Here is a 26260-nt window from a genome sequence, read left to right on the forward strand (position 1 = left end):
GATAAATTTAAATTCTCACTGGTATGCCCTCTTCTTTTAAATATTTTTTAACTTCTTTTATTTCCAACTCCCTGTAATGAAACACAGAAGCCGCTAACGCAGCATCAGCTTTGCCTTCAGTAAAAACCTCTTTAAAATGCTCTTTCTTTCCTGCACCTCCAGAAGCTATAACAGGAATATTTACAGCTTCGCTTATCCTCCTTGTAAGTTCTATATCATACCCATCTTTAGTACCGTCTTTGTCCATACTTGTAAGAAGTATTTCTCCTGCTCCTAAAGACTCTACTTTTTTAGCCCACTCAACAGCATCAAGTCCTGTGTTTACCCTTCCGCCATTTATATACACATCAAAGCCCGAGCCATCACTTCGCCTCTTGGCATCAATTGCTACGACCACACATTGGCTTCCAAAACGCACAGCGGCCTGACGAATAAGGGTTGGTTGTTTCACAGCTTGGGTATTTATTGAAACCTTATCAGCCCCTGCTCTTAGAATACCTTTTATATCGTCAAGGTCTGAAATTCCACCACCAACAGTTAAAGGAATAAATACTTTTTCAGAAGTCCTTTTTACAACTTCTATCATTATTTTTCGTTTTTCATAAGAAGCAGTAATATCCAAAAATACAAGCTCATCTGCTCCTAATTCATTGTACTCTGATGCTATCTGGACAGGGTCTCCCGCATCTTTTAAATTTAAAAAGTTAACTCCTTTTACTACCCTTCCGTCTTTCACATCTAAACAAGGAATTATTCTTTTTGCAAGCATTTATATTACCTCCAAAGCACTTTTAAAGTTTATTTTTCCAATATATAAGGCTTTTCCAATTATCGCACCATATGCTCCCATCTCTTTAAGCTTTTTTAAATCCTCCATCGAGGATATTCCCCCTGATGCTATCACTTGAACAGCTGTTTTTAAAATATTTTCTAAAGCTTTAAAATTTGGTCCATTAAGAGTTCCATCTTTAGAAATATCAGTGAAAATTATCGTCTTTACTCCTATTTCTTTCATTTTTTTAGCTAACTCAATATCTTTTATTTTAGTCTTTTCAAGCCATCCACTTACGGCAACTTCTCCATTCTTTGAATCTATACCTACTATCATTCTTTCTCCGTAATTGTAAAGGGAATAAAGAAGAAGGTCTTTGTCATATATTGCCGCCGAACCTAAAATTACATACGTAACACCCACAGAAAAAAGATAATCGATAGTTTCTCTATTCCTTATTCCTCCCCCTACTTCTATCTCGGCTTTACAGTTTTTTGTAATTTGTTCAATGACATTACCATTTACCAAATGACCTTGTTTTGCACCATCTAAATCTACCACATGAATTCTCTTTGCTCCTAATTCCTCCCACATTTTAGCTACATCAACGGGATTTTCATAATAAACCTCTTTGGTATTAAAATCTCCTTTTGTAAGCCTTACACATTTTCCTTCCATAATATCAATTGCAGGTATTAAAACCATTTTGCCATCTCTCCAAAATTTTTTAAAATTTTAAGGCCCACTTTTCCGCTCTTCTCAGGATGGAATTGACAAGAAAAAACATTGTCTTTAATTATAACTGCAGGAATCTGAACACCATAATCAGTCACTGCATACACATATTTCTCTTCATTGTTGGCTATATAATAAGAATGGACAAAATACGCATAATCTCCATTCTCTACTCCTTTAAGAAGTGGAGTTTTTCTTTTTATTTCAAGACTATTCCATCCCATGTGAGGAATTTTATTATGCTTTGGAAGTTCTATTACTTGCCCTTTAAAAATCTTAAAACCCTCAGTTTCTTCTATCTCAAAACCCTTTTCAAATAAAAGCTGCATCCCTAAACATATCCCCAGAAACAACTTGCCTTTGTCGATTTGTCTTTTTATCTCTTCAAACATGCCTGTTTTAATGAGAGTATCCATCGCATCAGGAAAAGCTCCCACTCCAGGAAGAACTAATGCATGAGCCTCTTTTACCGAAGCTACATCTTTTATAATTTTTGCCTCATAGCCTACGTATTTAAATGCTTTTTCTACACTTCTTAAATTTCCCATTCCATAGTCAATAATCCCTATCAATTTTTCACCGCCTCACTTAATTACGTGTAAAGTATATGCAGTCTCGCTTAAACTGTATCTTTATAAAATCCCTTTAGTAGAAGGTATCCCTTCTACCCTATCATCTATCTTTAGCGCTTTCTCAAGAGCCCTCCCTAGTGCTTTAAAAGTTGCCTCTATAATGTGATGACTATTACTGCCATGCAAGAGTTCCACATGCAGTGTAATGCCAAAGTTGTAAGCAAAGGCTCTCAAAAATTCCTCCACATTTTCCGTTTCAAAATTTCCAACTCTTTCAGCTTTTAAGGGCAAATCACAGTATAAAAAAGGCCTTCCACTTATGTCTACAGAAACTCTCACTAAGGCTTCGTCCATGGGTACATAAAAAGTACTAAACCTCTTAATAGATTTTTTATCGCCGGCAGCCTTTAAAAAAGCATTGCCCAATACAATACCTACGTCTTCAACAGTGTGATGAGTGTCTACCTCTAAATCTCCTTTTGCCACCACTTTTAAATCAAAAAGTCCATGCCTGGCAAATAAAGAAAGCATGTGGTCAAAAAAACCTATTCCTGTAGCTATGTCATAATTTCCTTTTCCGTCAATATTAAGTTCAACGTATATATCCGTCTCTCTAGTTTTTCTTTTAACTTCCGCCTTCCTCATAGCAATAACTCCTTTAACCCATTTATTAAATAATCATTAGCTTCTCGGCTACTTACTGTTATCCTTAAAGCTCCTTCAAGCCCTTCTACCTTTGAAAAATCCCTCACCAAAATTCCTCTTTCTAAAAGTCCCTTGTACACATAATCTGCATCTTTAAATTTTACCAATATAAAATTCGTTTTTGAGGGATAAACTTTAACGCCAGGAATTTTACCTAGCTCTTTTATAAGACGCTCTCTTTCTTCTAAAATATAGTTAATTCTTTCTTTTAAAACATCTGTCCTTAAAACCTTCAAAGCTATTACTTGAGATAAAGAATTAATATTATAAGGTGATTTCACAAGGCTTAAATACTTTAAAATATTCTCGTTAGCTACAGCATATCCCACTCTCAAACCGGCAAGTCCAAAAGCCTTAGATAAGGTTCTTAAAACAATCAAGTTTTCAAATTTATTTATAGCATCTACAATTGTATTACCATAAAACTCAAAATAAGCTTCGTCAACAACTACAATTCCATGGCTTTTTTGTATTATTTTCATTATATTTTCTCTTTCTATGACACTTCCTGTTGGATTATTAGGGTTGCACAAAAACACTAATTTAGGCCGATATTTTTCTATAACTTCCGTGAAACTCCCCACATCATAAGTATAATCTTCTTCTAATTTTACAGGTATTTCAACGGCTCCTGCGATTTTGCTGTATACACTGTACATAGCAAAAGAAGGATGAGGATATGCTACCACATCACCTTTGTTTATGAAAGCCAGCATAATAAGGTGGATTATCTCATCCGAGCCATTTCCCACAAATATGTTTGTAGGTACTACTCCACAATATCGTGCCAATTCTTCTTTTAACTTTTCTGCAGTAGGGTCTGGATATACATTTACTTGGGAATATTTTACAATCTCTTGAATATTTTTTATCACTTCTTCAGGAAGTTCAAAAGGCGTTTCATTTGCATCCATCTTATATCTGTAGGGAATACTGTGCACTTCATAATTTTTAAATCCTTTAATTTCTTTTCTCACCAAATTCTCAATCATTTTAAAACCTCACTTTTATAGAATTAGCATGAGCGGTAAGCCCTTCTGAATTTGCTAAAGTACTTACATCCTCTTTTACCTCTCTCAAAGAATCTTTAGAATAATAGAGAATATTCATCTTTTTGATAAAGTCCGTCACAGAAAGAGGCGAGAAAAACCTTGCTGTTCCACTAGTAGGAAGCACATGGTTAGGGCCAGCAAGGTAATCCCCTAAGGGTTCTGGAGAATATTCTCCCACAAAGACTGCTCCTGCATTCTTGATTTCACCAATTATTTCAAAGGCATTGGAAATGTTAAGTTCTAAATGCTCTGGAGCTATGTCGTTTGCAATACCAATTGCTTCTTGTAAATCATTTACAACAATTATCGCACCAAAATTTTTTAAAGACTTTTCAATTATTTCTTTCCTTTCAAGATATTCCATTTGCCTTTCAATTTCTGCTTTTACTTGTTGCGCAACCTCCAAAGATGTGGTTACAAGTATTGAAGATGCCATTGCATCGTGTTCTGCCTGTGACAACAGGTCCGCCGCCACATATTTAGGATTAGCAGCTTCGTCAGCTATTACCAAAACTTCACTGGGGCCTGCCACCATATCAATATCCACATGTCCGTAAAGGGCTCTTTTAGCCATTGCGACAAAAATATTTCCCGGGCCAACTATTTTATCCACCTTAGGTATTGACTCTGTACCAAAGGCCAAGGCTGCAACAGCCTGTGCGCCTCCAACTCTATATATTTCATTTATACCTATCCTGTCTGCAGCCACCAATACGTAAGGGTTTATACCCTTTTTGCTAGCTGGTGAAACCATCACTATCCTTTCAACCCCTGCAACTTTAGCAGGTATTCCATTCATCAAAACTGAAGAAGGATATGCAGCAGTTCCCCCTGGAACATAAATGCCAACTTGAGAAAGGGGCCTTATTATTTGTCCATAAATTATTCCCTCTTTAAAATCCATCCATGTAGACTGTTTTTGCTTTTCATGAAATTCTGTTATGTTTTTGATAGCTTTGTCAATCGCTTTTAAAAATTCCTCTCCTACTTCTTTATAAGCATTTTTTATTTCCTCTTTCGTAACTTTTACAGTACTTTTGTCAAGATTTATTCCGTCAAACATGTAAGTATACTCAAACAAAGCTTTATCTTTTCTCTCTCTTACGTTTGAAATTATTTCTTCCACTTTTTTTGCTATTTCTCTATTCTCTAATTTACTTCTGTTGTGAAGCTTTTGTAAAATACCATCGTCAATTCCCTTTCGAAAATCAAATATCTCAATCATTTTTGACCTCCTTAAAAGTTTCCACAACCTCTTTTAATTTTATAATTATCTCTTTTATTCTCTGGCTTTTAGTTTTAAGACTGGCTTTATTCACTATCAATCTCGCACTGGAAGGAAAAATTTCTTCAATGACTATAAGACCATTTTCTCTTAAAGTATTACCTGTCTCTACAATGTCTACAATTACCTCTGACAGCCCCACAATAGGAGCAAGCTCCACAGAACCATTCAGCTTAATTATTTCTACATTTTCCCCCTTTTGCCTGAAAAATTCTTCTGCAATATTGGGAAACTTTGTTGCAACTCTTTTATTAGTAAGAAAACTGCCATTTGCCTCTTTAGGCCCCGCAACCACCATTTTACAAAAACCAAACTTTAAATCTAAAATTTCATAGCAATCTTTTTTTTGTTCTAAGAGAATGTCTTTTCCACAAATCCCTAAATCAGCTGCCCCGTGCTCTACATATGTGGGCACATCTATTGGCTTTACCAGCATAAACTTCATTAAATTTTTATAGTCATTAACCACCAGCTTTCGAGAAATATCTTTTAAAATATTCTCAGCAATTCCTGCCTTTTCAAACAAAGTTATAGCACTATCCGCCATTCTACCTTTTGGCAGTGCAATAGAAATATTTTCCATATTATTCCTCCATATCTATAATTTCGTCAAAGCTATTTTCATCAACATGCTTCGCTTTTTCATAGCTATACATCTCTACAATTTTTCCCTCACCTCTTAACAAAGTGGCTTTCTTGTAAGCATTACTTCTTAAGTTTTCCTTGTATTTTATTAAGACTCTCCAGGATTTATCGATAATATCTTTTTTCTGTTTTTGAAGTGCTAACATTGACCTTTCCACACTTATAGCAAAACCTGTCGCTGGAATGTGCTCTCCAAAAATCCCCAAAAGGCCATCATACCTTCCTCCGGTACATATAGCATAACCAATTCCTTTAACAAAACACCTGAATATGATACCAGTATAATAATTAAGATTTTGCACCATTCCTAAGTCAAAACTTATATACTCTTCCATACCAAAATCTTTTAATATTCTATATACTCTTTCAAGGTAATCTATCGTTTCACCCAGTTTAGGAGTATCGTAAAGCTCTTTTGCTCTTTTAAGCACTTCTTCGCCACCAAATAAAAGAGGAAGTTCACTTAAAAACTTTGCTTTTTTGCCCCTAATTCCTTTATCATTTATGAATTCTTCTATCGCAGATTGATTTTTCTGTTGCAAAAACTCTCTTAAAAGGTTTATTTCTTCATTTTGTAACTCTAAATCTTCTACTGCTCTTTTAAAAAATTCCACCTGTCCCACGTCCACTTTAAAGTCCTCTATTCCAATACTCTTTAAAGCCTCTATCGCAACTGTTATTATCTCTGCATCAGATTCTTCATGATTTGTACCTATAAGTTCAATCCCTGCCTGAGTAAACTCTCTCATTTTTCCTACCTGTGGATCATCATAGCGATAGACATTAGCGACATAGCATAACTTAAGTGGGAAACTACCTTTTAATTTCGTAGAGACAATTCTCGCTATTTGAGTAGTCACATCTGGCCTTAAAGCTAATATATTTCCCTTTTTATCGAAAAATCTGTACAAATTGTTTTCATCAAACAAAACAGAAAAATTATCGCTATATTCAAAAGTAGGAGGCATTATCTCTTGATAGCCAAATTTTATAAAAACCTCTCTAAACTTTTCTTCTATTTTGCGCTTAACTCTATATTCTTCCGGCAAAAAATCTTGTACACCATCAGGCAAATATATCATTAAAACACCCCACAATTTACTCTGTCTTTGTAACGTGATAAAGTAATAAACTGTACTTCTTTTATTGTATCCTAATTTTCAATGTATGTCAAGCATAGACAAATAGGCAGAAACGTACTGAATATTATCCTGCTTGCATTGTAAATCCACGCGCAAAATAAAAAAAGTGAAATTTTACATTATTTGAAGAAGACTTAAGGTTGTTGTGGTATAATTAAATATATGGGACAGCTTTTCTACCAATTCTTTGATTATCTCAAAGATAAATCGTGTGAAGTATATATGGCACCTTTTGATGTAAGGTTTCTTGATGGAAATGAGAAGGACGAGAAAGATATAAAGACTGTAGTTCATCCTGATATAGTTGTTGTGTGTGATGAATCCAAGCTTGATGAGAAGGGATGTACGGGAGCTCCTGATTTGATAATCGAAATTATTTCGCCTTCAACAGCACAGAAAGATAAACTCCACAAGTTTAACTTGTATGAAAAGTATGGTGTGAAAGAATATTGGATAGTAGAACCCGAAAACAAAATCCTAAGTGTGTTTATTTTACAGGATAATGAAAGATATGGACGACCCGACATATATACACAAGATGATAAAGTTAAAGTTTCTATTTTTGAAGATCTTGTGATTGATTTAAAAACAGTACTAATAACTCCTGCAAACGTTGATGGATAAAAGGGAAAGTTTAATAAAGAGGTGTTTTTTATGATAGAAGCTACTGAATTATTAAAGTATTCCTTAGAAGATGAGCTAAAGAGAATAATGAATATTATTATTGAAAAGTGCAATCCAGAGAGGATAATACTTTTCGGGTCAATGGCTAATGGTACTGCTAAGGAATGGAGCGATATTGACTTAGTCGTGATAATGGATACAGATTTAAGATTTATAGATAGATTATTGTACCTAGCTCAGATTACCAATCCAGAGGTACCAGTAGATTTTTTAGCTTATACTCCTGAAGAAGAAAAAAATTTATTGAAAGTGGACATTTTTTTTATACGGAAGAAGTGTTGAAGAAAGGAGTTGTATTATATAACAAAGGGACAAGCAGAGTATAAACAGTGGTTAGAATACGCAGATAGTGATTATAAAGCTGCAGCAGAATTGTTAAAAACAGATTTACATAACATTGTCTGTTTTCATGCACAACAAACAATTGAAAAATTTTTAAAAGCTTATCTAGTACTTAACGGAATAAATCCTCCTAAAATCAATAGCATTATTCTTCTAGTTAATCTATGTATGAAATTTTCAGAAAATTTTTCAAAATTCAAAAATGACGCCAAAATAATTGATATGTTTTACATACCGTCAAGATATCCCAATACACCGTTGGGGGGCTTACCTGATGGAATACCTAGTAAAAATGATGCACAAAAAGCCTTTGAAATAGCTCAAAAAATTAGAGATTTTGTATTAGAACAAATTGATTGGTAAGATAGAAAGTTATTGTTTAGTCTCTACTTACCTTTAATTTTTTTAATAATCCTTTCGTAAAAATTTAACTTAAATTTGGTAAATTAATTATACAGTTGCCTTCTTTGTCTATCAAATGTTTTGTATCAAGCTGAAATTCACTAAAAGGCATCAATGGCTCATAATCATACAGACTTCTTTCTCCCTTTTTTGTTCTTCTTTTGTTTTTGTCAACAGTGGTCTATACCTATTCGAGAAAAAAGTTACACAAAGCTCTTGACATTACTAATAATTGGAGTATCATTATATTTAAAGTAGGTATAGTTATATTTTTAACAATAACCCCAAAAATCAAAAATGGAGGAGGGTTTAAAATGAACTCATCATTAGAGTTCGAAAAGCTTTTAGAGCCAATTCAAATTGGACCGATGAAACTGAGAAACAGAATTGTCATGCCTCCAATGGTTACAAATTATGCAGCTGCTGATGGTGCAGTTACCGAACGTTTTAAAGCTTATCACCAAGCCAGAGCAAAAGGTGGAGTAGGCTTAATTATTGTAGAAGCAACATATGTTCATCCAAGTGGTAAAGGTTTTCAAAATCAAGTTGGTATTTACAAAGATGAATTAATATCTGGCTTGAGAGAATTGACTGAGACGGTGCATAAGTATGGAGCAAAAATTGCCGTGCAACTTTATCATGCTGGTAGGCAAACAACTTCGAAAGTTACTGGAATGAAAGTGGTTGCCCCTTCACCTATTCCTTGCCCAGTTAAGCAAGAAATGCCCAAAGAATTATCAGTAGACGAAATAAAAGAATTGGTAGAAGCATTTGGACAAGCTGCAAGACGTGCTAAAGAAGCAGGGTTTGACGCCATTGAAATCCATGGCGCCCATGGTTACCTACTTAATCAATTCTTATCGCCGTATAGCAATAAACGAACCGATGAATACGGTGGAAGTTTTGAGAATAGAATTAGATTTCCATTGGAAGTTGTCAGAAGAGTAAGAGAAGAAGTTGGTAGAGATTTCCCTATTATATATCGCATGAGTGCTGAAGAATATGTTCCTGGAGGACTTACGATTGAAGATACTAAGATATTTGCTCAAAAGTTAGTAGAAGCAGGAATCGATGCCCTGCATATTTCAGGTGGAGTATATGAATCTTCGGCAATGATTATCCAGCCCGCAGCCATTCCTCATGGTTGTTTTGTAGAAAACGCAGCTGCTATAAAGAAAGCAATTAATAGCAAAGTACCTGTAATTGTTGTTGGTCGAATCAAAGATCCTCTTATGGCAGAACAAATCATCCGTGAAGGCAAAGCTGATCTAGTATCTATAGGAAGAGCTCTACTAGCAGATCCAGATTTGCCCCGAAAAGTTTCTGAAGGTAAGATTCAAGAAATAAGAAAATGCATTGGTTGTAATCAAGGTTGTATTGATCGTTTATTCCAAGACCTTGATATTACTTGCATAGCTAATGCATTAACTGGACATGAGACAGAATTTGATATAGAAAACCCGGCAGAGGAAAAGAAGAAGGTATTAATAGTTGGTGGTGGACCTGGTGGTCTAGAAGCAGCCAGGGTAGCCGCTTTGCGAGGACATGAAGTAGTTCTTTACGAAAAGCAAACAGATCTGGGTGGGCAAATGCGAATTGCTGCTGTACCGCCTTATAAAGGAGAAATAAATGATTTAGCTAATTATCTTATTAATCAAGTAGAAAAATCTGGAATTGCGATTGTAAAAGGCAAGGAAGCAGATATAAAAACAATTCAAGAGGTTAAACCAGATGTGGTAATCTTAGCAACAGGATCTGAACCAATAATTCCTGAAATTCCTGGAGTTAATCAGAAAAACGTTGTTACAGCGCATGATATCCTTAAAAATGCGGTTATTGTCGGTAAAAAAGTAGTTATCATTGGTGGTGGACTGGTGGGTTGTGAAACTGCAGAATTTTTAGCTGATCAAGATAAAGAAGTAACTGTAGTGGAAATGTTGGATGATATAGCAATGGATGTTGGAGCATTGACTAGAGTTCTCTTACTAAATAGAATGGCTGAGAAAAAAATAACCGTATTGACGAAGAGCAAAGTTCGAGAAATATCAGGAGATAAAGTTATTATGGAAAGTAAAAGTGGAACTCAAGAAATAACTGGTATAGATACAGTCGTAATGGCAGTTGGCTCCAAACCTAAAAATGATTTATTGAAGTCCATTGAAGAAGAAAATATACCCGTTTATGCTATTGGAGATTGTGTCAAGCCTAGAAAATTTATAGATGCCATTCACGAAGGTTTTCGCATAGCGTATAATTTGTAATTTTAAAAATTATATTAAATACTTCTACAATGGATTTTACATTTAAAAGCTTAGTATAATCTAAGGCAGAAACATACAGTTTCTGCCTTTCTATGATTTTACTTAATAAGTTTATCAAAAGTATCTTGCAGATTTTTTATGTCTTTCAAAGTTACATATTGTCCTATGCAATGTCCATTAATAAGCACATATTTATTTTCTGCATCTCTTTTAGCAAAGCTTATTTTTTCTACTTTGCTCTTGCCATACACATCAATAGCAAAAGGTGTTTCTCCCTGTGAAATATTTTTTCCCTCATCTAATCCACTAATTTGAAGTAACACTATTCCGTCTAAGAGATTGCCCACATCATCAGCTTTAATAGCTTTTCCATCAATTTGCCAGTTGTCTTTTTCACCTTTTTGTATTTGATACTCTTTTCCATCTTGGTAGAAAACTAATTTAGTTATTTCATTCTTTGGAATAGACACTACAAATTTTTCCATATATTTATATAAGTAATCATCTGTCAAAAAGAAATTCTCTAAAGAAGAAGCATTGACTCTGTAAATTTTACCTCCATCAGTTTTTACATAATAACCCTCTTGGTAATTTTCTTTTACAGGAGATTTATTTCCTATAAAAAGTGAATAGTTTTTTCCATTTTTCAAAGATACTTTTATAGCATAAGAAGGTTTGTCAAGACCATAAGTGGATAAATCACCTTCTAACGTTCTATCAAAAGTGAGAGATGTCAATCTGTCTAATAATTCATCAACATAAATGCTGTCTGCTTTGTAGTCAATAGGTTCTTTTATAAACCATGTATCGCCTTCTTTTTTAAAATCAATTAAAGTTTTCCCTTCTTTTTCTATTTTTAAAGAATTTACATCGTTATTTTTGAATGTAAAAATTTTGTTATCCTCTTTAACAGGTTTATTGGTTTTACTTTCATAAAAATAATAGCCAAAAAGAACAGCGAATACTACCAACAAAACAATAGTGGTTTTAAAAATCTTCATAATGTCTTCCTCCTATACCACATGTATCCTCCAATTATCCACATCACCAGTGGAATAATTACAACTGTGGTATAAAAGAGTATAGCAGCTTCTTTTCCGGTTAGGAAAATCTGATTAAACTCAAGGGATTTGGGACGTATAGAAATCTGTGTTGTCTTATCCGCTAACCAGTTAGCACTGTTCATTAAAAAGTCTCTATTAGCTTCCAATGTAATTATTTTATCTGTAAACATCATGCTACTTCCAATAGCTACAATCTTCATCCCTGTCTTTGAATCGGATATAGCTAAGCCTAAGCTTAAAGGACCTTTGATATCACCTTTTTGAAAATTAGCATTTTTTGAGTTAAAATCGGTTTTACCCCAAGCTTTATCACTGGTTGAAAGCAATTGCTCTATAGTTATATTTTCTGCTGGTTTATCAGGATAAGAAATACTTCTTGACATTGGCATTACAACGTACAAGTTTGATAAATCCAATTTATTAGTTATAGTATGAAATTTGTACTGAGGAACTGGAGAAAGTGGGTCCATAAAATAATTTCTTCCTGGATCTACTACAACGTCATTGTCAAACTTTACACCCCAAGTAGACAAAAGCTCATTTACAGATTTTTGAGTCAAAGGTCCATATTCTGCCCCCATTGCAATGATTGCTTTTCCGCCTTTGTCAAAGTATTCTTTTAAAGCAACCATTTCCTTGTCAGTAAAGTTTCTTCTTGGGTTAACGATAACTAATAAATCTGTATTTTTTGGTATTCCTCCTGCCTGTCCTATATTTAAATCTTCTACATTATATCCTTCTCCTCTTAAAGCGTTTTTAAAAGTCACCAAATAGTCAATGCTGTTTAATTCATTATGTCCTTGAAGAATATACGCATTTAATTTTTTAGGCTGTGTAACATCAATTATAGCCTGTGTAAATTGTTCTTCTCCATTAAAAGTAGCAGTATTAGGCTGGCTACCCATGCCAAAAATATCATAAGAATTTACTATCTGTCTTTTTTCATTAGCACCACTTCCTGCAATAAAAAGCACTGTGTCATAGTCCGTAATTCCATATCTTTGAGCAATTGCCGGCTCCTTATCTGGGTCTACAAAATGAACAATTATTCTCTTTGAAACATTTCTGTATTGATCTAACAAACTTTTTACCATGTCTCTTGAAGTAGTACCCTCTTTGAAAAAGGCATAGACAGTTACATCTGTTTTTAGACTTTTCAAAACTTGTTTTGTTTGGTCAGAAAGAGTATATTGCTTGTTTTTAGTCAAGTCCCACTTTACAGGTTTTTGCGTGACTATGACATTTGCCAATATTAAAATAGCTAGTAAAAGAGCTGTCATTATAAAAGCATTAGTCCCGTACTTTAGCCTTATATTATTCATCTTTTCTCCTCCTAACTCCAACGTCTTTTGTCTACAACACGAATTGTCAAGAAAATAAAGAATATAATTACACTTATGAAAAAGACTACATCACTTAAATTCACTAATCCATTTAGAAAATTATTTAGCCTGTCAAAGAAAGACAGATTCTGAAAAATAGTTTTTACTTTTCCACTAAACACGTCTCCTAGCCAACTAATCAACCAAAGCACAAGAATTAAAGCAAATCCAATTATTCCAGCTATCATTTGGTTTTCTGTAAGGGAAGAGGCAAAAAGGCCTATTGATATAAAAGTCGCCCCTATTAGAAACACTCCAATATAACCTGATATGATAGAACCCATATCTGGTGAAGAATACAATTTAAGATAAATGGGGTATAAAAAAGTTATTACAAGTGCTACTAAATATACAAACATTGCGGAAAAAAATTTGCCAATAACAATATCAGTAACTGTAACAGGTGACGTAAGTAAAAGTTGATCTGTACCTGTCTTCATGTCCTCTGAGATAATCCTCATTGTCAAAAGAGGACTTATAAACATAAAAACAGTGACCATACTGCTTAATATTGGACTCAATACAGCATAATGGGTAGATAACACAAATGTTGAAAAAAAGTATCCAGATATCAAAAGATAAAACCCTAACAGCACATAGGCAAGGGGCGAAAAGAAATAACCTTTAAGCTCCCTCTTTAATATTTCCCACATTTTCATTGTAGCTTTCCTCCTCTGTTGTAAGTTCTAAAAATACTTCTTCAAGACTGTAACTTAGCATTTTAAGTTCTAATATTGGGAAGGCTTTTTTGGCAAAAGCAAAAAACATATCTTTCCGAATATCTTTATCAGCAGAAGATTCCACTGTCAACTTTATCGTATTATCTGAATCAACTTCTGCTTCTACATTAGTTACTCCTTCAATCTCTTTTACACTGTTTACTACTTCTTCATAAGGCCCTTCCACTTTTATAAAATATCTCCTTGAATTTTGCAATGCAGTTGATAAATTCTCTGTCTTATCTATTGCAACAATTTTCCCTCTATTTATTATAATAACTCTGTCACATACCATACTAACTTCTGGCAATATATGAGTGCTTAAAATTATTGTATGCTTTTTCCCTAACTCTTTTATAATATCTCTTATTTCTTTAATTTGCTTAGGATCAAGACCTACTGTCGGCTCATCTAATACCAAAACATCAGGGTCTCCTATGATTGCTTGTGCAAGTCCAACCCTTTGTTTATAACCTTTGGACAAGTTTTTTATAAGCCTTTTTCTCACATCAGTCAAACCAACTTCATGTATAATTCGTTCAACATCTTCTCTTCTCTTTTTTGGAGGAACACCTTTTATACCTCCCACAAAATGGAGATATGCCTCTACGGTCATATCTAAATACAAAGGAGGTACCTCTGGTAAATAACCAATATGTTTCTTTGCCTCTATGGGCTGTTCAACAATATCATATCCTGCAATTTTTATAGTACCGCTGGTAGGGGGCATATATCCTGTTATCATTTTCATAGTGGTAGTTTTACCCGCACCATTGGGCCCTAAAAAACCAACTATTTCTCCTTTATCGACAGAAAAGCTTATGTTATCTACTGCTTTACGAGTACCATAAACTTTTGTGACGTTTTTTAGCTCTATCATCATGGTTGTCTCAACCCTCCATTTTACATAGTGTGGAAATTGTATCATAAAATTATTAAAAATTTGTGTACAAATTGTTAAACATTAGTTAAGATTGTAACTTAAAGCAAAATGATAATAAGAAACTATGACAAAGTCGTCATAGCTTCTTATTATCCCATTACCACTAAAACCTGATGACTATTTCCCTTCTTTGTTAAATCAACAGTCTTATTTGTGACAAGCTTTCCATCTATATATACTTCTTTTATACCTTTGTTAACACCATTGGGATTTCTCACATCTATTAGATATTTCGTATCCTTATATTTATATTCTATCACATATTTATCCCAATTTTTTGGTATACAAGGGTCTATTATAAGTTTTTCTCCGTATTTTTTCAAACCCAAGAGATTCTCAATTGCTATTCTGTACATCCAACCTGCTGCGCCAGTATACCACGTCCAACCTCCTCTTCCTACATGAGGTTCTACTGCATACACATCTGCAGCCATGACATAGGGCTCTACTTTGTACTTCATACACTCAATAGGGGTCCTGGTGTGATTTATAGGATTTATCATGTTGTAAAGTTGCCATGCCCTATCTCCTTCTCCTAGCTCTGCAAAGGCGAGTATTACCCATGCTGCCGCATGAGTATATTGACCCCCATTTTCTCTAACTCCTGGAACATATCCTTTTATATAACCTGGATTTAATTCGCCACTGTCAAAGGGAGGGGTTAAAAGCTTTATTATCCCTTCTTCTTCGTTGACCAAATAATTTACAACTGCCTTCATTGCCTCTTTTGCTCTAATATCTTTTGCGGCTTTAGAAAGCACAGACCAAGACTGTGATATAGAGTCAATTTTGCATTCTAAATTGTCTACAGAGCCTAAAGGTGTCCCATCGTCAAAGTAAGCCCTTCTGTACCAACTTCCGTCCCATGCATTTTCTTCTATAGCTTTTATTAATTTGTCAGCTACTTCTTGATACTTTTTTGAATGTTCTTCATCCTTTTTAGTTTGACATATGGGCGAAAACTTCTGAAGAATAGTGTACAAAAACCATCCTAACCATACACTTTCTCCCTTTCCTTTGTTTCCTACCTTATTCATTCCGTCATTCCAGTCGCCAGACCCCATCAAAGGCAAACCATGTTCTCCAAATTTTAATGAATAGTCTATAGCTTTTATGCAATGTTCATATACTGTGCCTTTTGTTTCAGATATGCGAGGTATTGAATATCTTTCTTCCTCTTCATCTTTTAAAGGTACATCTTCTAAATAGTTTACTTCTATGTCCAATATAGACCAATCTCCTGTCTTTTCTATATAGTCAGCTGTTACGTAAGGAAGCCATAACAAGTCATCAGAAAACTTTGTCCTTATGCCTTTGTTTAGTACAGGATGCCACCAATGTTGCACATCTCCTTCAACAAACTGATGCTGGCAAGCGTTGACTATTTGATTTTTCGTAAATTCTGGCTCTAGATATACCATATTCATAGCGTCCTGCAATTGGTCTCTAAAACCATAAGCTCCTCCCGATTGATAAAAAGCCGACCTTGCCCACAATCTGCATGCAATTGTCTGATAAGGCAACCATCCGTTTACAAGTAAATCCATTGACTTGTCAGGAGTTTTAATCTGTATCCTTCTTAAAAGGTCTTGCCAAAATTCTTTCACTCTTTGCAATTCATTTTTACAATTTTCAACATTTGTATATTTTGAAGTCAATCTCGCTACTTCTTCTTCGTTTTTTCCATGCCCTAACAAGATTGCAAATTGTTTTTCCTCATTAGCTTTTACTTCTACATGAAATTGTATTGCAGCACAGGGGTCTAATGATATTCCTGTAGAATTTGAGAGAGTCTCATATTCCAATGCTTGGGGTGAAGTTAAACTTGAAGCAACTCCTATAAACTCTGCTCTGTCGCCTGTAAATGAATTTATCTTTTCTGAAGCTGACAAAAATGCTAATCTGTTAGCAAAATCTTCATTGTACACATTTTTAATCATTAATGCTCCTATTTTTTCATCGTACTTTGTAAATAGATACGGTGAAGTAACTTCATCTGTCACTCCTAAAACCGGCCTTATGTAATAAGATATTGTCAATTTCCTGTCTTCATCTCCCAAATTTTTGATGGTAACCAAATTTATTTTTATCGAATCTTCCTTTGCTACAAACATATTTAACTGTTGGCTTAAACCACAAGATACTGTTTCAAATGAAGTATACCCAAAACCATGTTTTATATAATGAACTTTTGCTTTACCAGCAGGTAAAGGAGTTATTGACCATTTGTCCCCTGTTTCTTCATCTATCAAATAAATTACCTCACCATGGGGGTCTAAAACAGGGTCATTGTACCATGGAGTCAATTTATACTCACGGCTATTTTCTGCCCAAGTATACCCTGCTCCTGTTTCTGACACCTGAAAACCAAAAGAAGGGTTGGAAATCACATTTATCCAAGGAGCAGGAGTACTTTTGCCTTCCCACTTTATAATATACTCTTTGCCATCATAGCTAAATCCTCCAAAACCATTGTAATAATCTAATGGTAATTTCTCTAATTTGATTTCTTCAAAATTTTGCACTTTTTTGACACAATTTTTAAGTTTTGGATCGTTTTTTGTTTCTTTAATCATTATCTGGTCGTAAATAGATTCATTTCCTCCTTCAAACTTAAGGGTAACAACAGTGTTCAAAAGATATACATCTTCCTCTTTTAAATTATTTTGCTGTAACAAATATACACCTCCATATTTGCCAAAAATGTCATAAGAAAAGGTAGTATTAATTAATTCTTTTATCTTATCACGTAAGGGCTGTAGATAACCGCTTTTATCTTTATTTAATATCACAAGGTCAATATTTATCCCTTTCATTTTCCAATATTCATAAGCTTTTAAAAACCACTTTACCATTTCTATTTCTTCCATCTTTTCTATCTCTACTAACACAATTGGCAAATCTCCTGAAATCCCATATGCCCACAGACCAGATTGACCTTTTACATTTTTCAAAATCATCTCTTCTCTAAGCTTACGCTGAGGACTCACAAATAAAATGTGAGCCAGCATTCTTTGCAAAAGGCCTAATTCCCTGGGTTTTAAATTAAGATAATCTAATTCTACCCTACTTCTTGTCCACGACATTTCAAAAGCTCTTTCTACTACATTTTCCTCTTTGTATTTTGCAGCAATTTTTATGGCTTCTTCCTTAGTTTCAGTTATTGCAGAAACATATACTACTTTTGCTACTTCCCCTGGCATTACTTTTACTCTTTTTCTTAAACTTACAATAGGATCAAGAACTGCTCCTTCCGTATTGGAAAGTGGCTGATCAGCTTCTAAAGCAATTGGTTTTTTTAAATTTCTCCCTCTCCCTATAAATTTTGCTCTATCAGTTTCAAATTGAGTGTCTCCCACAATTTCCCCACTTAAAACTGCTACCTTGTGCACAGCCCATAATTTATTTCCCCCTTGTTCTCTAGGTCTTCTGCAGACTAAAATTGCATCTTCTTCCTTTAAAAATTCTGTTTTTACAAAAAGTTTATTAAAAGCAGGATGTGCCACATCTGTTGGCAAATCTACTAAGCTTATTTCTCCAAAACTTGTAATTTCTAATATTCTCGGATATTTACTATGATTTTTTAAAGTCAATCGCCTTATCTCCACATCATCTTCTGGTGAAACGACTATTTCTAAGTGGGTATCTATATTTCCAACTCTTTTAAAGTACTCTGCTTTATCAGCAGAAAAAACAACCCTGTAATTCTGACCTTTTTCATAAAAAGGAGCATAAGTGGCAGACCATACAGTATTAGAGTTTATATTTTGAACAAATATGAAAGTGCCAAAATCTTGTGCCAAGTCTTTCCTCCATCTTGTCAAGAAAATACCTCTGTTATTTTTACTGTATCCTGTCCCCTTTTCTGTAAGCATTACGAAGTATCTTCCACTTGACAAAATATGGACTTCTGGCAACCAAGTTTTTGATTCTCCTAAAACTCTTACAAAGTCTCCATCTTCTTTGCGAATTTTTTGAATTTTTCTTGCTTCTTCTCTTTCTTCTCTCGTTATATCCAAATACATTGGCATTTTTTCTTGTAATAATATTTGAGCAGCTTTTATACTTGGGTCTTTATGAAATCTTTTTTGCATTATATTGTTATTTATAAAATTATCTAAAGCCACAAAAGCCATACCTTGGTGATGAGCCATAAAGCTTTTGACTATCGCGCTTTTCTTTCCAAAAGGAACTCTTTCTGGTGTATAATCTATTGCTTCATAAAAACCGTATTTCCCTTCAACTCCTTCTTTTTTTAGGAACCTTATGTTTTGCAGCACCCCTTCTATATCTACTCCAATGGCCAGTAAAGCCCCATAAGGAGCTATTACTTTGTCGTGGGATAATCCCCTTTTAAGGCCTAGACTTGGGACTCCAAAAGCTTTGTATTGATAATTCAAATTTATGTCAAAAGCGTAAAATCCGGACTCCGATATACCCCATGGAATTCCTAATTCTTTAGCATAATTTTTTTGCACTCTTACAGCAAAGGCATATGTTTCATCCAACAAAGTATTTTGGTAATTTTTCATTATTAAAAGGGGCATAAAGTACTCAAACATCGTTCCAGACCAAGATACCAAGCCTTTATAATGATTTTCAATGGCAAGCATCCGGCCCAATTTAAACCAGTGCTTTTTATCAATTTCTCTTTTTGCAATAGCAATAAAACTTGCTTGCCTTGCTTCCGAAGCCAACAAGTCATAATAAGACTTTGTAAGTTTTTCCTCTTCAACATTGTATCCTATTGAGAATAACTTTCTTTTTTCATCATACAAATGTCTGAACTCTGTTTTTTCTACCAAATTTTCAATTGTACTCTTTATATTTTCAATCTCTGCCTCCAAGTTTTTAATTTTCTCCAGAGCCTGGGCAACTTTATCTTTTTGACTTTTTAACAAAGCTTTCTCCTCTTCTGCAGCCTTTTTAAAAGCTTCTTCTATTTCTAATAAATAGTTTTTATAGACTTTTTCCAATTCTTTTGGAGATGAATGTTCTTCAAAAACCTCCTTATATCTTTTAAAAATCTCTTGCTCTTTTTGTTTTTCATCAAATTCTGTCCATACTAAGAATTCTTTTATCTCCCTTTTTAAAACCACAATTATGTTCTTTAATCTTTCAATATTTCCTAACTCATCTTGTGTACTTAAAAGTTTCTCACTAATTTTGTCCAAGAGTAGTTCACAATCAGAAGTCACTAAAGTTGTTTTATTTAAAATGTTTCTAAAAATATCTTCCGTAATTCCTTCTACATTCAACATTTTGATAGTATCTTTTAAGCCTTTCACCAATTCAATATCTATAAGAGGTTTATTTAAAAATTCACCTATTGCTTCCTTTACTGTAATCAAATAACCTACTAAATTTCCGCTATCGACCGTAGACACATAATAAGGCTTTAAAGGTTCTAAAGTCCTTGTATTGTACCAATTGTACAAATGTCCATTCCATTTCTCCATTTTTTCAATTGTAGTAAGGGTTTTTTTGATTCTTTCTACCATCTCAGTTGTGGTTATATAACCTAAATCTCTTGCTCCAATTACTGAAACCAAGTAAAGTCCTATGTTTGTAGGTGATGTTCTCTCCGCAATCCCATTAGGCGGATCTTCTTGAAAATTATCTGGTGGTAGATAGTTCTGACTTTCTGTCACAAAGTCTTCAAAAAATCTCCAGGTTTTTCTCGCAATTAGTCGCAATTCCTCTATTTCATCTTGTGACACAGTTTTTTCTTTTGAAATTATTGGCTGGCTTATATAAAAAGCAATGTAGGGAGAAATTGCCCAAAGGGGAAAAAACACTATTGCCCCAATTAAATCTTGGGGTTTAAAATATATAACTAATGCAACTAATGCTAAGCCCTCTACTAAAACTATCCACATTCTTTTAAAAAAACTTGCAAAGTCATTTTTAAGTCGCTTCTCCATGTCAGCAGCCGTAACCCATTCCAATAAATTCTTTCGAGTTATATACAGTCTCGTCAGTGTTCTAACTATTGCATCTACCATCATATAAGCTTGATAGGGTAAAAATATAAAATTAAGTAATGATTGATAAAAAGCGGCTTCTATTCCTGTTATCACAGCTTTATGTCTTTTTCCCCAATAGTGTCTAAACTGGCCTTTAAAAATAGTGTCAACTAAAGCAGGCAGAAGTGGGAAGAAAATAGTTAAAACTGCAACCCCTAACCATAAAAAACTGCTTCCAGGTAAAATGCTAAATCCCAAAAATATCATCAACATTAATGCAACTGAAACAACACTTCTTCTCATGTTATCCATAATTTTCCATTTAGTAATTAAAGAAAGAGGGTTTTTTATAATTTCTCCTCTTCTATTTTTTATTTTGGATTTCAAGTAAGGCAATAACTGCCAATCCCCTCTTACCCATCTGTGTAGTCTCATGATATAGGAATTGTATTTAGCAGGATAGCCATCAATTAATTCTATATCACTAACAAGGCCCGTTCGCACAAAGGACCCTTCTAAAAGGTCATGACTTAAAATAGAATTATCCGGTATAGTATCTCTTAAAAGTTCTCTAAATACATCTACATCGTATATTCCTTTACCTGTATATATGCCTTCTCCAAACAAATCCTGATAAACATCTGATACTGCTGTAGTATATGGATCTATACCTCCTTCTCCTCCAAAAATGCGAGAAAATAAAGTTGCATTTACACTTTCTATATCAATGCCTATTTTAGGTTGCAATAGTCCATATCCCTCTACTACTACACCATAATCTCTGTCAATCACTGCTTTGTTTAAGGGATGCAACATAGTACCTACAAGTTTTTTAGCAGTATCAATAGGCAAATTCGTATCTGCATCCAAAGTTATTACGTATTTTATATTTAGTTTGGCCACATCTCCACTAACTACATAGAAACTCGTATCCTCCTTCCCTCTTAAAAGTTCATTAAATTCGATAAGAGCACCTCTTTTTCTTTCCCAGCCCATCCAGCTTTTTTGCATTTGATTGTATTTTCTTTTTCTATGAAAATAGTAAAATATCTTATCGCCGTTTTTAGAATATTTGTCATTTAAGTCTTCAATTTGTTCTAAAGCACACTTTACAATTTTCTCATCCTCCGGCATAACCTCAAAAGGAGCGTCTTTAAAATCCCCTAATAATCCAAAATACAAATTTTTTTCTCTATTGGCGTGATAATACACCTCAAGATTTTCAATCAGCTCTTTTGTCCTTTTTTCATCTGTCAAAAGAGAAGAAATAACTACCATTGTCTTAGCATCTTCAGGAATACCTTCTCTTAACTCAATCTTTGGCAATACCACTGGCTTAAAAATATGCAGTAAAATCCAATTTACTAATTGAACTGACATTTCACTAAAAGGTATTAGAAGAATTACACCAGAGGTAAATAATAGCCCCCATTTATTAGAAAAATTTGCTATGTATTTTAATGCAAAAAACTCTTCCGCCAATAGGAAGATTAAAATTAAACCTATATACAAAGTCTCTGGAGATTTTTTAGCAATTTTAGTCCAGCTTATTGTCCTTTTTGATTTGTTACTCAGCTTGTTTTCAAGAATACTTCTTCCTTTGCCTACAAGGTAAAATCCTACATGGTTTATATACCCTAGTTCTCCATCTTGTTCTGTCACTTCTTTTGCACATTCAATTGCCTTTTTGGCAACATAAGTTTCTGAAGTATTATAATATTTAGCTATTTTTTCTATTTCATGTCTGTAATAATCTCTTGATTCAAAATCCATCTTAGAATATGTACCATCCGGGTCTTGCCTCAAAACTTGCTCTACGGAACTCAAACTTTCAAAAATTTGTGCCCAATCGAGAGAGGAAACAGTTTTTAAACTGGTAATAGCATTGCCTATAGAAATTTGCCTTTTTGCCTGTATTTGATGAGCTTTTTCAGCTACATCGTTAATGCTAGTGTCATATTCCATCAAAATCTTTTCTATAGATTGTATAATGTGAGCAGAATTACTCCCTTCTTTTCTAAGTCTACTTACCAAATGCTCAATAAATTGAAGAGGAAATCTATCCGCAACATTGATGTTTTCCCTTATAAGCTTTTTTACTTCTTCATACTTCATTTCTTTTTCCAAAAGCAATGTGAGTATCTTTTCTGCTTTTTCTCTCTGGTGACGGGTTTCTACAATTTTCTCGCAAATCTTTTTTATTTTTTCCAGCAAAGCAATACGTATCATAAGGCTTAAAGCCCACAGCTCAGAGCTGGAAAGCAAAGCCTTTGTCTGATAAGCCTTTATAAAATTAATTATGGCTTTTTCATCAATTTTCCCATCAGTGTGAAGAACTAGCTCAAAGGCTATAGCATATATTCTTGGGTAACCTTTGAATAAGCCATTTTTAATCCCTGGAAGTCCTGAATAATAACTTTTTGACAAACTTCTTCTTATTTCCTTAACTTGCTCTTCGATTATGTAAAAGTTATCTAACAACCACTCCTCTTCTTGAAAAATATAGACATCCTCTTCTTTTAAAATGCTGTTCAAATTTCTGTAAACATTCTTTACGTAGTTGTAGTTTTTATTCATCCGCGGAATTAGCAAATATGATAATTTAGTTCTCTTCATTATGTTGTGATTCTGCGCTATTTCTGCTGCATGCTTTTCCATTTCCTCCGAACTTAAAATAATATCGTCAAAATCCCCTATAGAATCTTCCTTACCCCATGTAGGCTTTTTTGAAATATGTACAACAAACGCGGCTACTAAAAGCAAGATAGCTCCTATCAACACATACTCCATAGTATGTCAACTCCCTCACTGCAATTTAGTGCTAAAAATATTATTCCCTCAAGTTTGAAATTTTAAAGCATAAAAAATAAAAGCCCATAATATTTAGGCTTTTATTACAACCATAATAGTATTAGAGGTAATGCTTGAAATTTCTTGTTGCGAATATAACAAACACCTAACCAATTTATTCACCCAATGCCTCTATATCTCTAAGCCACTTAGGATAATAATTTTTAACTACCCCTTTTGCAATTCTGCCCCATCCCGCAGGAAACCCTTCTATAGTAAAAAAAATCCAGCCGTCTTCTAAGTCCAATTCAAAAGTTTCACCTTTTAAATATTTTTCCTTTTGTTTTCTTTCAAGTTCCAAAAGTCTTTTAGCTTGGAAAGTTTTAATCCCCATTGCCAACCAGTGAGAAGGCTCAAACCTGTTTTTCTTAATCTCTCCTAACTGCCAACCATATCTGTATACCTTTATATTATTCAAATCCGGTAAACCCTCTGGTACATGGTAAACAAAATCATTATGCACTTCAATATTTAGATTATCTAGGTCTAAATTAAGATATTTATCAGCAAAATCGTAAAATAGTTGTAATTCTTTTTGCTTTCTTCTGCCTTTTGCTTTTTTAAATCTAGAGCCTGGCTCTTCTTCCTCTTTTTTTCTCAATTTCGCAATAAAATGTCCTTCTCCTCTCACCTTATGTGGCCATAATCTCATGCATTTTTTTAAATCTTCAGGACCTTCAACCCATTCGGGATGCCCTATGTCAAAGAATTTGTTAATCTCACTTTCTTCAATTTCAAATTCAGGATGTTCTTTTAAAAATTTTTTTATAACTCCTTCATCCTCCTCAGGAGCAAAAGTACAGGTAGAATAAACCAAAATGCCTCCCTTTTTTAATAAAGGAGCTACACTTCGCAAAATATTTCTCTGTGTAATAGAACAACTTATGACATTATTTAAAGACCAAATTTTCCTTGCTGTAGGGTCTTTTCTAAACATTCCCTCTCCCGAACAAGGAGCATCTACCAAAATTTTGTCAAAATATCCTTCAAATGCGGTAACCAACCTTTCAGGAGTTTCATTTGTTATGACAATATTTCTTATCCCCATTCTCTCTACATTTTCTACCAATGCTTTTATTCTTTTTTTGTCTACTTCATTAGCAACAATTATTCCTTCATCGCCAATTTTTGTAGCTATGTGTGTAGTCTTACCACCAGGCGCTGCACTTACATCGAGAATCTTTTCCCCTGGTTTAAGGTCTAACACCTCCACAACTGCCATCGCTGTAGGCTCTTGAATATAGTAAAGTCCTAAAATATGGTACAGATGGTTGCCCGCCTTTTCTTCTTTATCATAATAAAACCCAGTTGGGCACCAAGGAATTGGGGTTATCTCAAAAGGAACAATTTTTTTAAACTCTTCTACATCGATTTTTAATGTATTCACTCTTAAGCCTTTTTGAGGCTTTTTGCCGTATTCCTTTAAAAAATCTTCATACTCTTCTTTAAGTAATTGCTCCATTCTCTTCAAAAACTCTTTCTTTACTGTAATTTTCATCTTACTATTACCCCTATCTTATTGATTGAATAATATATTGACAACTAATCTTTTAAATTACTAATAACTTTCCCATTATTTTCAGCTGATAATAATATTTTATCCAAAGTAACCTGGTCTTTGTAGGCTTCCTCAAAAGTGGGTGTCTCACTAAATACAATTTTATCCTCTACTATATTTGTAAAAAAATTTATAAGGCTTGCCATGTGTAAATCTACCATCCATCCAAGAGAATACTTTTCTGTAGGATATATTGACTCCACATACTCGCTAAATTTGCTTTTTTTATCGTAACCGCCAATCATTTGGATATTATCTTGCTTTTTATATAATACAACATAACGAGGATGTTTTGTAGATATTTTTATTGAGCCCTTTGTACCGTATATTTCAAATCGAGTCTCCTCCTCAAGGTCAGGAGATATCCTTGAGGCTTCAATGCTTCCCCATCCGCCATTTTGCATTTCCACTTCTACATTTGTCCAGTCATCTACATCTACTTCCTCATAAATTTCAGAATTTTTGGATACAGGCCTTTTTATAAAATATGTCTTAGAATTTGCTCTTAAAGACTTTATTTCTCCCATCATAAATCTTACTGCATCCACAAGGTGTATCCCCATGTCAACTATTGCTCCACCGCCAGAAGTAGCTTTTTTCATTTTCCAGGACATAGGCCTTTTAGGGTCCATATATCCTGAATGAAGCATCAACGCCTTAAAATTTAAAATTTCACCTATTTCTCCATTTTTTATCATGTCTCTTGCCTGGTTCACAGCAGGCATAAACCTATACATTAAAGCTGTTTGATGTATTATCCTTTTTTCTTTTGCCTTTTCCATTATTTCATAGGCTTCTTTGCTGTTAATTCCTATTGGCTTCTCAAGATATAATGGAATGCCTTTTTCTATCACTTTCATCGCCTGTTCATAATGAAGGTAATTAGGGGTACATATGTCGACAGCATCAAGGTCACCCTCTTCCAGCATTTCTTCAATACTTTTTACACCTTTTTCAAAAAAGTGGGGTATATCTTCTATGTTATTCTTGTACACAGGTCCAAGTTTCACTTCAAAAGGAAGGTTTTTAAATATTAAAGGCATTGAAAAACAAGCTATAGAATGGATTGTCCCAATAAAGCCAAGCCCTACAAAACCAAGTTTTATTTCTTTTTTTGACATCAAAATCACCTCTTTTTAAAATTCCGATATATTAATTATAACATTAATAAAGCATAAAAA

The 26260-nt window shown here is 34.0% G+C and carries 18 protein-coding genes and 1 pseudogene; 4 read left to right on the forward strand and 15 right to left on the reverse strand.

Annotation, left to right across the window (positions count from 1 at the left end; translation table 11 throughout):
- Positions 1–7: 7 nt before the first annotated feature.
- The 8 genes from hisF to hisZ are packed head-to-tail and all read right to left on the reverse strand — an operon-like array spanning position 8 to position 6848.
- Complete coding sequence (hisF, locus tag THYS13_RS06975) at positions 8–769, reverse strand: imidazole glycerol phosphate synthase subunit HisF (RefSeq protein ID WP_042833751.1); 762 nt, start codon at positions 767–769, stop codon at positions 8–10.
- Complete coding sequence (gene hisA, locus THYS13_RS06980; RefSeq protein WP_042833752.1) at positions 770–1477, reverse strand: 1-(5-phosphoribosyl)-5-[(5-phosphoribosylamino)methylideneamino]imidazole-4-carboxamide isomerase; 708 nt, start codon at positions 1475–1477, stop codon at positions 770–772.
- A complete protein-coding gene (gene hisH, locus THYS13_RS06985) occupies positions 1468–2079 on the reverse strand; it encodes an imidazole glycerol phosphate synthase subunit HisH (RefSeq protein WP_042833753.1) in 612 nt (203 codons plus the stop codon). The genes hisA and hisH overlap by 10 nt, the downstream gene beginning before the upstream one ends.
- Before the next feature lie 60 nt (positions 2080–2139).
- The gene (gene hisB / locus THYS13_RS06990; protein ID WP_042833754.1) at positions 2140–2724 is read right to left on the reverse strand and encodes an imidazoleglycerol-phosphate dehydratase HisB; all 585 of its coding nucleotides are present in this window, start codon (positions 2722–2724) and stop codon (positions 2140–2142) included.
- A complete protein-coding gene (gene hisC, locus THYS13_RS06995) occupies positions 2721–3776 on the reverse strand; it encodes a histidinol-phosphate transaminase (RefSeq protein WP_042833755.1) in 1056 nt (351 codons plus the stop codon). The genes hisB and hisC overlap by 4 nt, the downstream gene beginning before the upstream one ends.
- A 1-nt stretch (position 3777) precedes the next feature.
- On the reverse strand, positions 3778–5061 hold the full coding sequence (gene hisD / locus THYS13_RS07000) for a histidinol dehydrogenase (RefSeq protein WP_042833756.1): 1284 nt from the start codon (positions 5059–5061) through the stop codon (positions 3778–3780).
- Positions 5054–5704, reverse strand: coding sequence for an ATP phosphoribosyltransferase (gene hisG / locus THYS13_RS07005; RefSeq protein ID WP_042833757.1), 651 nt, complete (start codon positions 5702–5704; stop codon positions 5054–5056). Before hisG ends, hisD begins: the two co-directional genes overlap by 8 nt.
- 1 nt (position 5705) lies before the next feature.
- A complete protein-coding gene (hisZ, locus tag THYS13_RS07010; RefSeq protein WP_042833758.1) occupies positions 5706–6848 on the reverse strand; it encodes an ATP phosphoribosyltransferase regulatory subunit in 1143 nt (380 codons plus the stop codon).
- A gap of 222 nt (positions 6849–7070) precedes the next feature.
- Between hisZ and THYS13_RS07015 the strand changes: the two genes are divergently transcribed.
- From THYS13_RS07015 to THYS13_RS07030, 4 genes and pseudogenes are all read left to right on the forward strand, one after another.
- Positions 7071–7532, forward strand: coding sequence for a Uma2 family endonuclease (locus THYS13_RS07015; RefSeq protein ID WP_042833759.1), 462 nt, complete (start codon positions 7071–7073; stop codon positions 7530–7532).
- Between the two features lie 30 nt (positions 7533–7562).
- Positions 7563–7918, forward strand: a pseudogene (locus tag THYS13_RS07020) (nucleotidyltransferase domain-containing protein).
- Positions 7884–8297: a HEPN domain-containing protein gene (locus tag THYS13_RS07025; RefSeq protein ID WP_369819208.1), complete on the forward strand. Its 414-nt coding sequence runs from the start codon at positions 7884–7886 to the stop codon at positions 8295–8297. Before THYS13_RS07020 ends, THYS13_RS07025 begins: the two are co-directional and overlap by 35 nt.
- Positions 8298–8650: 353 nt before the next feature.
- Positions 8651–10597 (forward strand): FAD-dependent oxidoreductase, encoded by a 1947-nt coding sequence (locus THYS13_RS07030; protein ID WP_042833760.1) that lies wholly within the window; start codon positions 8651–8653, stop codon positions 10595–10597.
- A gap of 98 nt (positions 10598–10695) precedes the next feature.
- On the opposite strand, the gene THYS13_RS07035 is transcribed toward THYS13_RS07030, so the two are convergent.
- The 7 genes from THYS13_RS07035 to THYS13_RS07065 form a co-directional block, all read right to left on the reverse strand.
- Positions 10696–11598: a DUF4340 domain-containing protein gene (locus THYS13_RS07035; protein WP_042833761.1), complete on the reverse strand. Its 903-nt coding sequence runs from the start codon at positions 11596–11598 to the stop codon at positions 10696–10698.
- Positions 11595–12983, reverse strand: coding sequence for a GldG family protein (locus tag THYS13_RS07040; RefSeq protein ID WP_042833762.1), 1389 nt, complete (start codon positions 12981–12983; stop codon positions 11595–11597). Before THYS13_RS07040 ends, THYS13_RS07035 begins: the two co-directional genes overlap by 4 nt.
- Positions 12984–12994: 11 nt before the next feature.
- A complete protein-coding gene (locus THYS13_RS07045; protein ID WP_042833763.1) occupies positions 12995–13702 on the reverse strand; it encodes an ABC transporter permease in 708 nt (235 codons plus the stop codon).
- Entirely contained in the window at positions 13668–14645 is a 978-nt protein-coding gene (locus tag THYS13_RS07050; RefSeq protein ID WP_042833764.1) for an ABC transporter ATP-binding protein, read from the reverse strand. The genes THYS13_RS07045 and THYS13_RS07050 overlap by 35 nt, the downstream gene beginning before the upstream one ends.
- 149 nt (positions 14646–14794) lie before the next feature.
- Positions 14795–23461 carry a GH36-type glycosyl hydrolase domain-containing protein gene (locus tag THYS13_RS07055; RefSeq protein ID WP_042833766.1) on the reverse strand — a complete coding sequence of 2889 codons (8667 nt, stop codon included), beginning with the start codon at positions 23459–23461 and terminating at the stop codon, positions 14795–14797.
- Positions 23462–23636: 175 nt separating this feature from the next.
- Positions 23637–25019, reverse strand: coding sequence for an RsmB/NOP family class I SAM-dependent RNA methyltransferase (locus tag THYS13_RS07060; protein WP_042833767.1), 1383 nt, complete (start codon positions 25017–25019; stop codon positions 23637–23639).
- Between the two features lie 44 nt (positions 25020–25063).
- Positions 25064–26200: a Gfo/Idh/MocA family protein gene (locus THYS13_RS07065; protein ID WP_042833768.1), complete on the reverse strand. Its 1137-nt coding sequence runs from the start codon at positions 26198–26200 to the stop codon at positions 25064–25066.
- Positions 26201–26260 lie beyond the last annotated feature (60 nt).

Source organism: Thermoanaerobacter sp. YS13, from assembly GCF_000806225.2.
GTDB classification, from domain to species: domain Bacteria; phylum Bacillota; class Thermoanaerobacteria; order Thermoanaerobacterales; family Thermoanaerobacteraceae; genus Thermoanaerobacter; species Thermoanaerobacter uzonensis.

Excerpts from the sequence above, each read along its gene's own strand:
- hisF (WP_042833751.1), bottom strand. The coding sequence starts at position 769 with ATGCTTGCAAAAAGAATAATTCCTTGTTTAGATGTGAAAGACGGAAGG.
- hisA (WP_042833752.1), bottom strand. The coding sequence starts at position 1,477 with ATGGTTTTAATACCTGCAATTGATATTATGGAAGGAAAATGTGTAAGG.
- hisB (WP_042833754.1), bottom strand. The coding sequence starts at position 2,724 with ATGAGGAAGGCGGAAGTTAAAAGAAAAACTAGAGAGACGGATATATAC.
- hisC (WP_042833755.1), bottom strand. The coding sequence starts at position 3,776 with ATGATTGAGAATTTGGTGAGAAAAGAAATTAAAGGATTTAAAAATTAT.
- hisD (WP_042833756.1), bottom strand. The coding sequence starts at position 5,061 with ATGATTGAGATATTTGATTTTCGAAAGGGAATTGACGATGGTATTTTA.
- hisG (WP_042833757.1), bottom strand. The coding sequence starts at position 5,704 with ATGGAAAATATTTCTATTGCACTGCCAAAAGGTAGAATGGCGGATAGT.
- hisZ (WP_042833758.1), bottom strand. The coding sequence starts at position 6,848 with ATGATATATTTGCCTGATGGTGTACAAGATTTTTTGCCGGAAGAATAT.
- THYS13_RS07015 (WP_042833759.1), top strand. The coding sequence starts at position 7,071 with ATGGGACAGCTTTTCTACCAATTCTTTGATTATCTCAAAGATAAATCG.
- THYS13_RS07030 (WP_042833760.1), top strand. The coding sequence starts at position 8,651 with ATGAACTCATCATTAGAGTTCGAAAAGCTTTTAGAGCCAATTCAAATT.
- THYS13_RS07035 (WP_042833761.1), bottom strand. The coding sequence starts at position 11,598 with ATGAAGATTTTTAAAACCACTATTGTTTTGTTGGTAGTATTCGCTGTT.
- THYS13_RS07040 (WP_042833762.1), bottom strand. The coding sequence starts at position 12,983 with ATGAATAATATAAGGCTAAAGTACGGGACTAATGCTTTTATAATGACA.
- THYS13_RS07045 (WP_042833763.1), bottom strand. The coding sequence starts at position 13,702 with ATGAAAATGTGGGAAATATTAAAGAGGGAGCTTAAAGGTTATTTCTTT.
- THYS13_RS07050 (WP_042833764.1), bottom strand. The coding sequence starts at position 14,645 with ATGATGATAGAGCTAAAAAACGTCACAAAAGTTTATGGTACTCGTAAA.
- THYS13_RS07055 (WP_042833766.1), bottom strand. The coding sequence starts at position 23,461 with ATGGAGTATGTGTTGATAGGAGCTATCTTGCTTTTAGTAGCCGCGTTT.
- THYS13_RS07060 (WP_042833767.1), bottom strand. The coding sequence starts at position 25,019 with ATGAAAATTACAGTAAAGAAAGAGTTTTTGAAGAGAATGGAGCAATTA.
- THYS13_RS07065 (WP_042833768.1), bottom strand. The coding sequence starts at position 26,200 with ATGTCAAAAAAAGAAATAAAACTTGGTTTTGTAGGGCTTGGCTTTATT.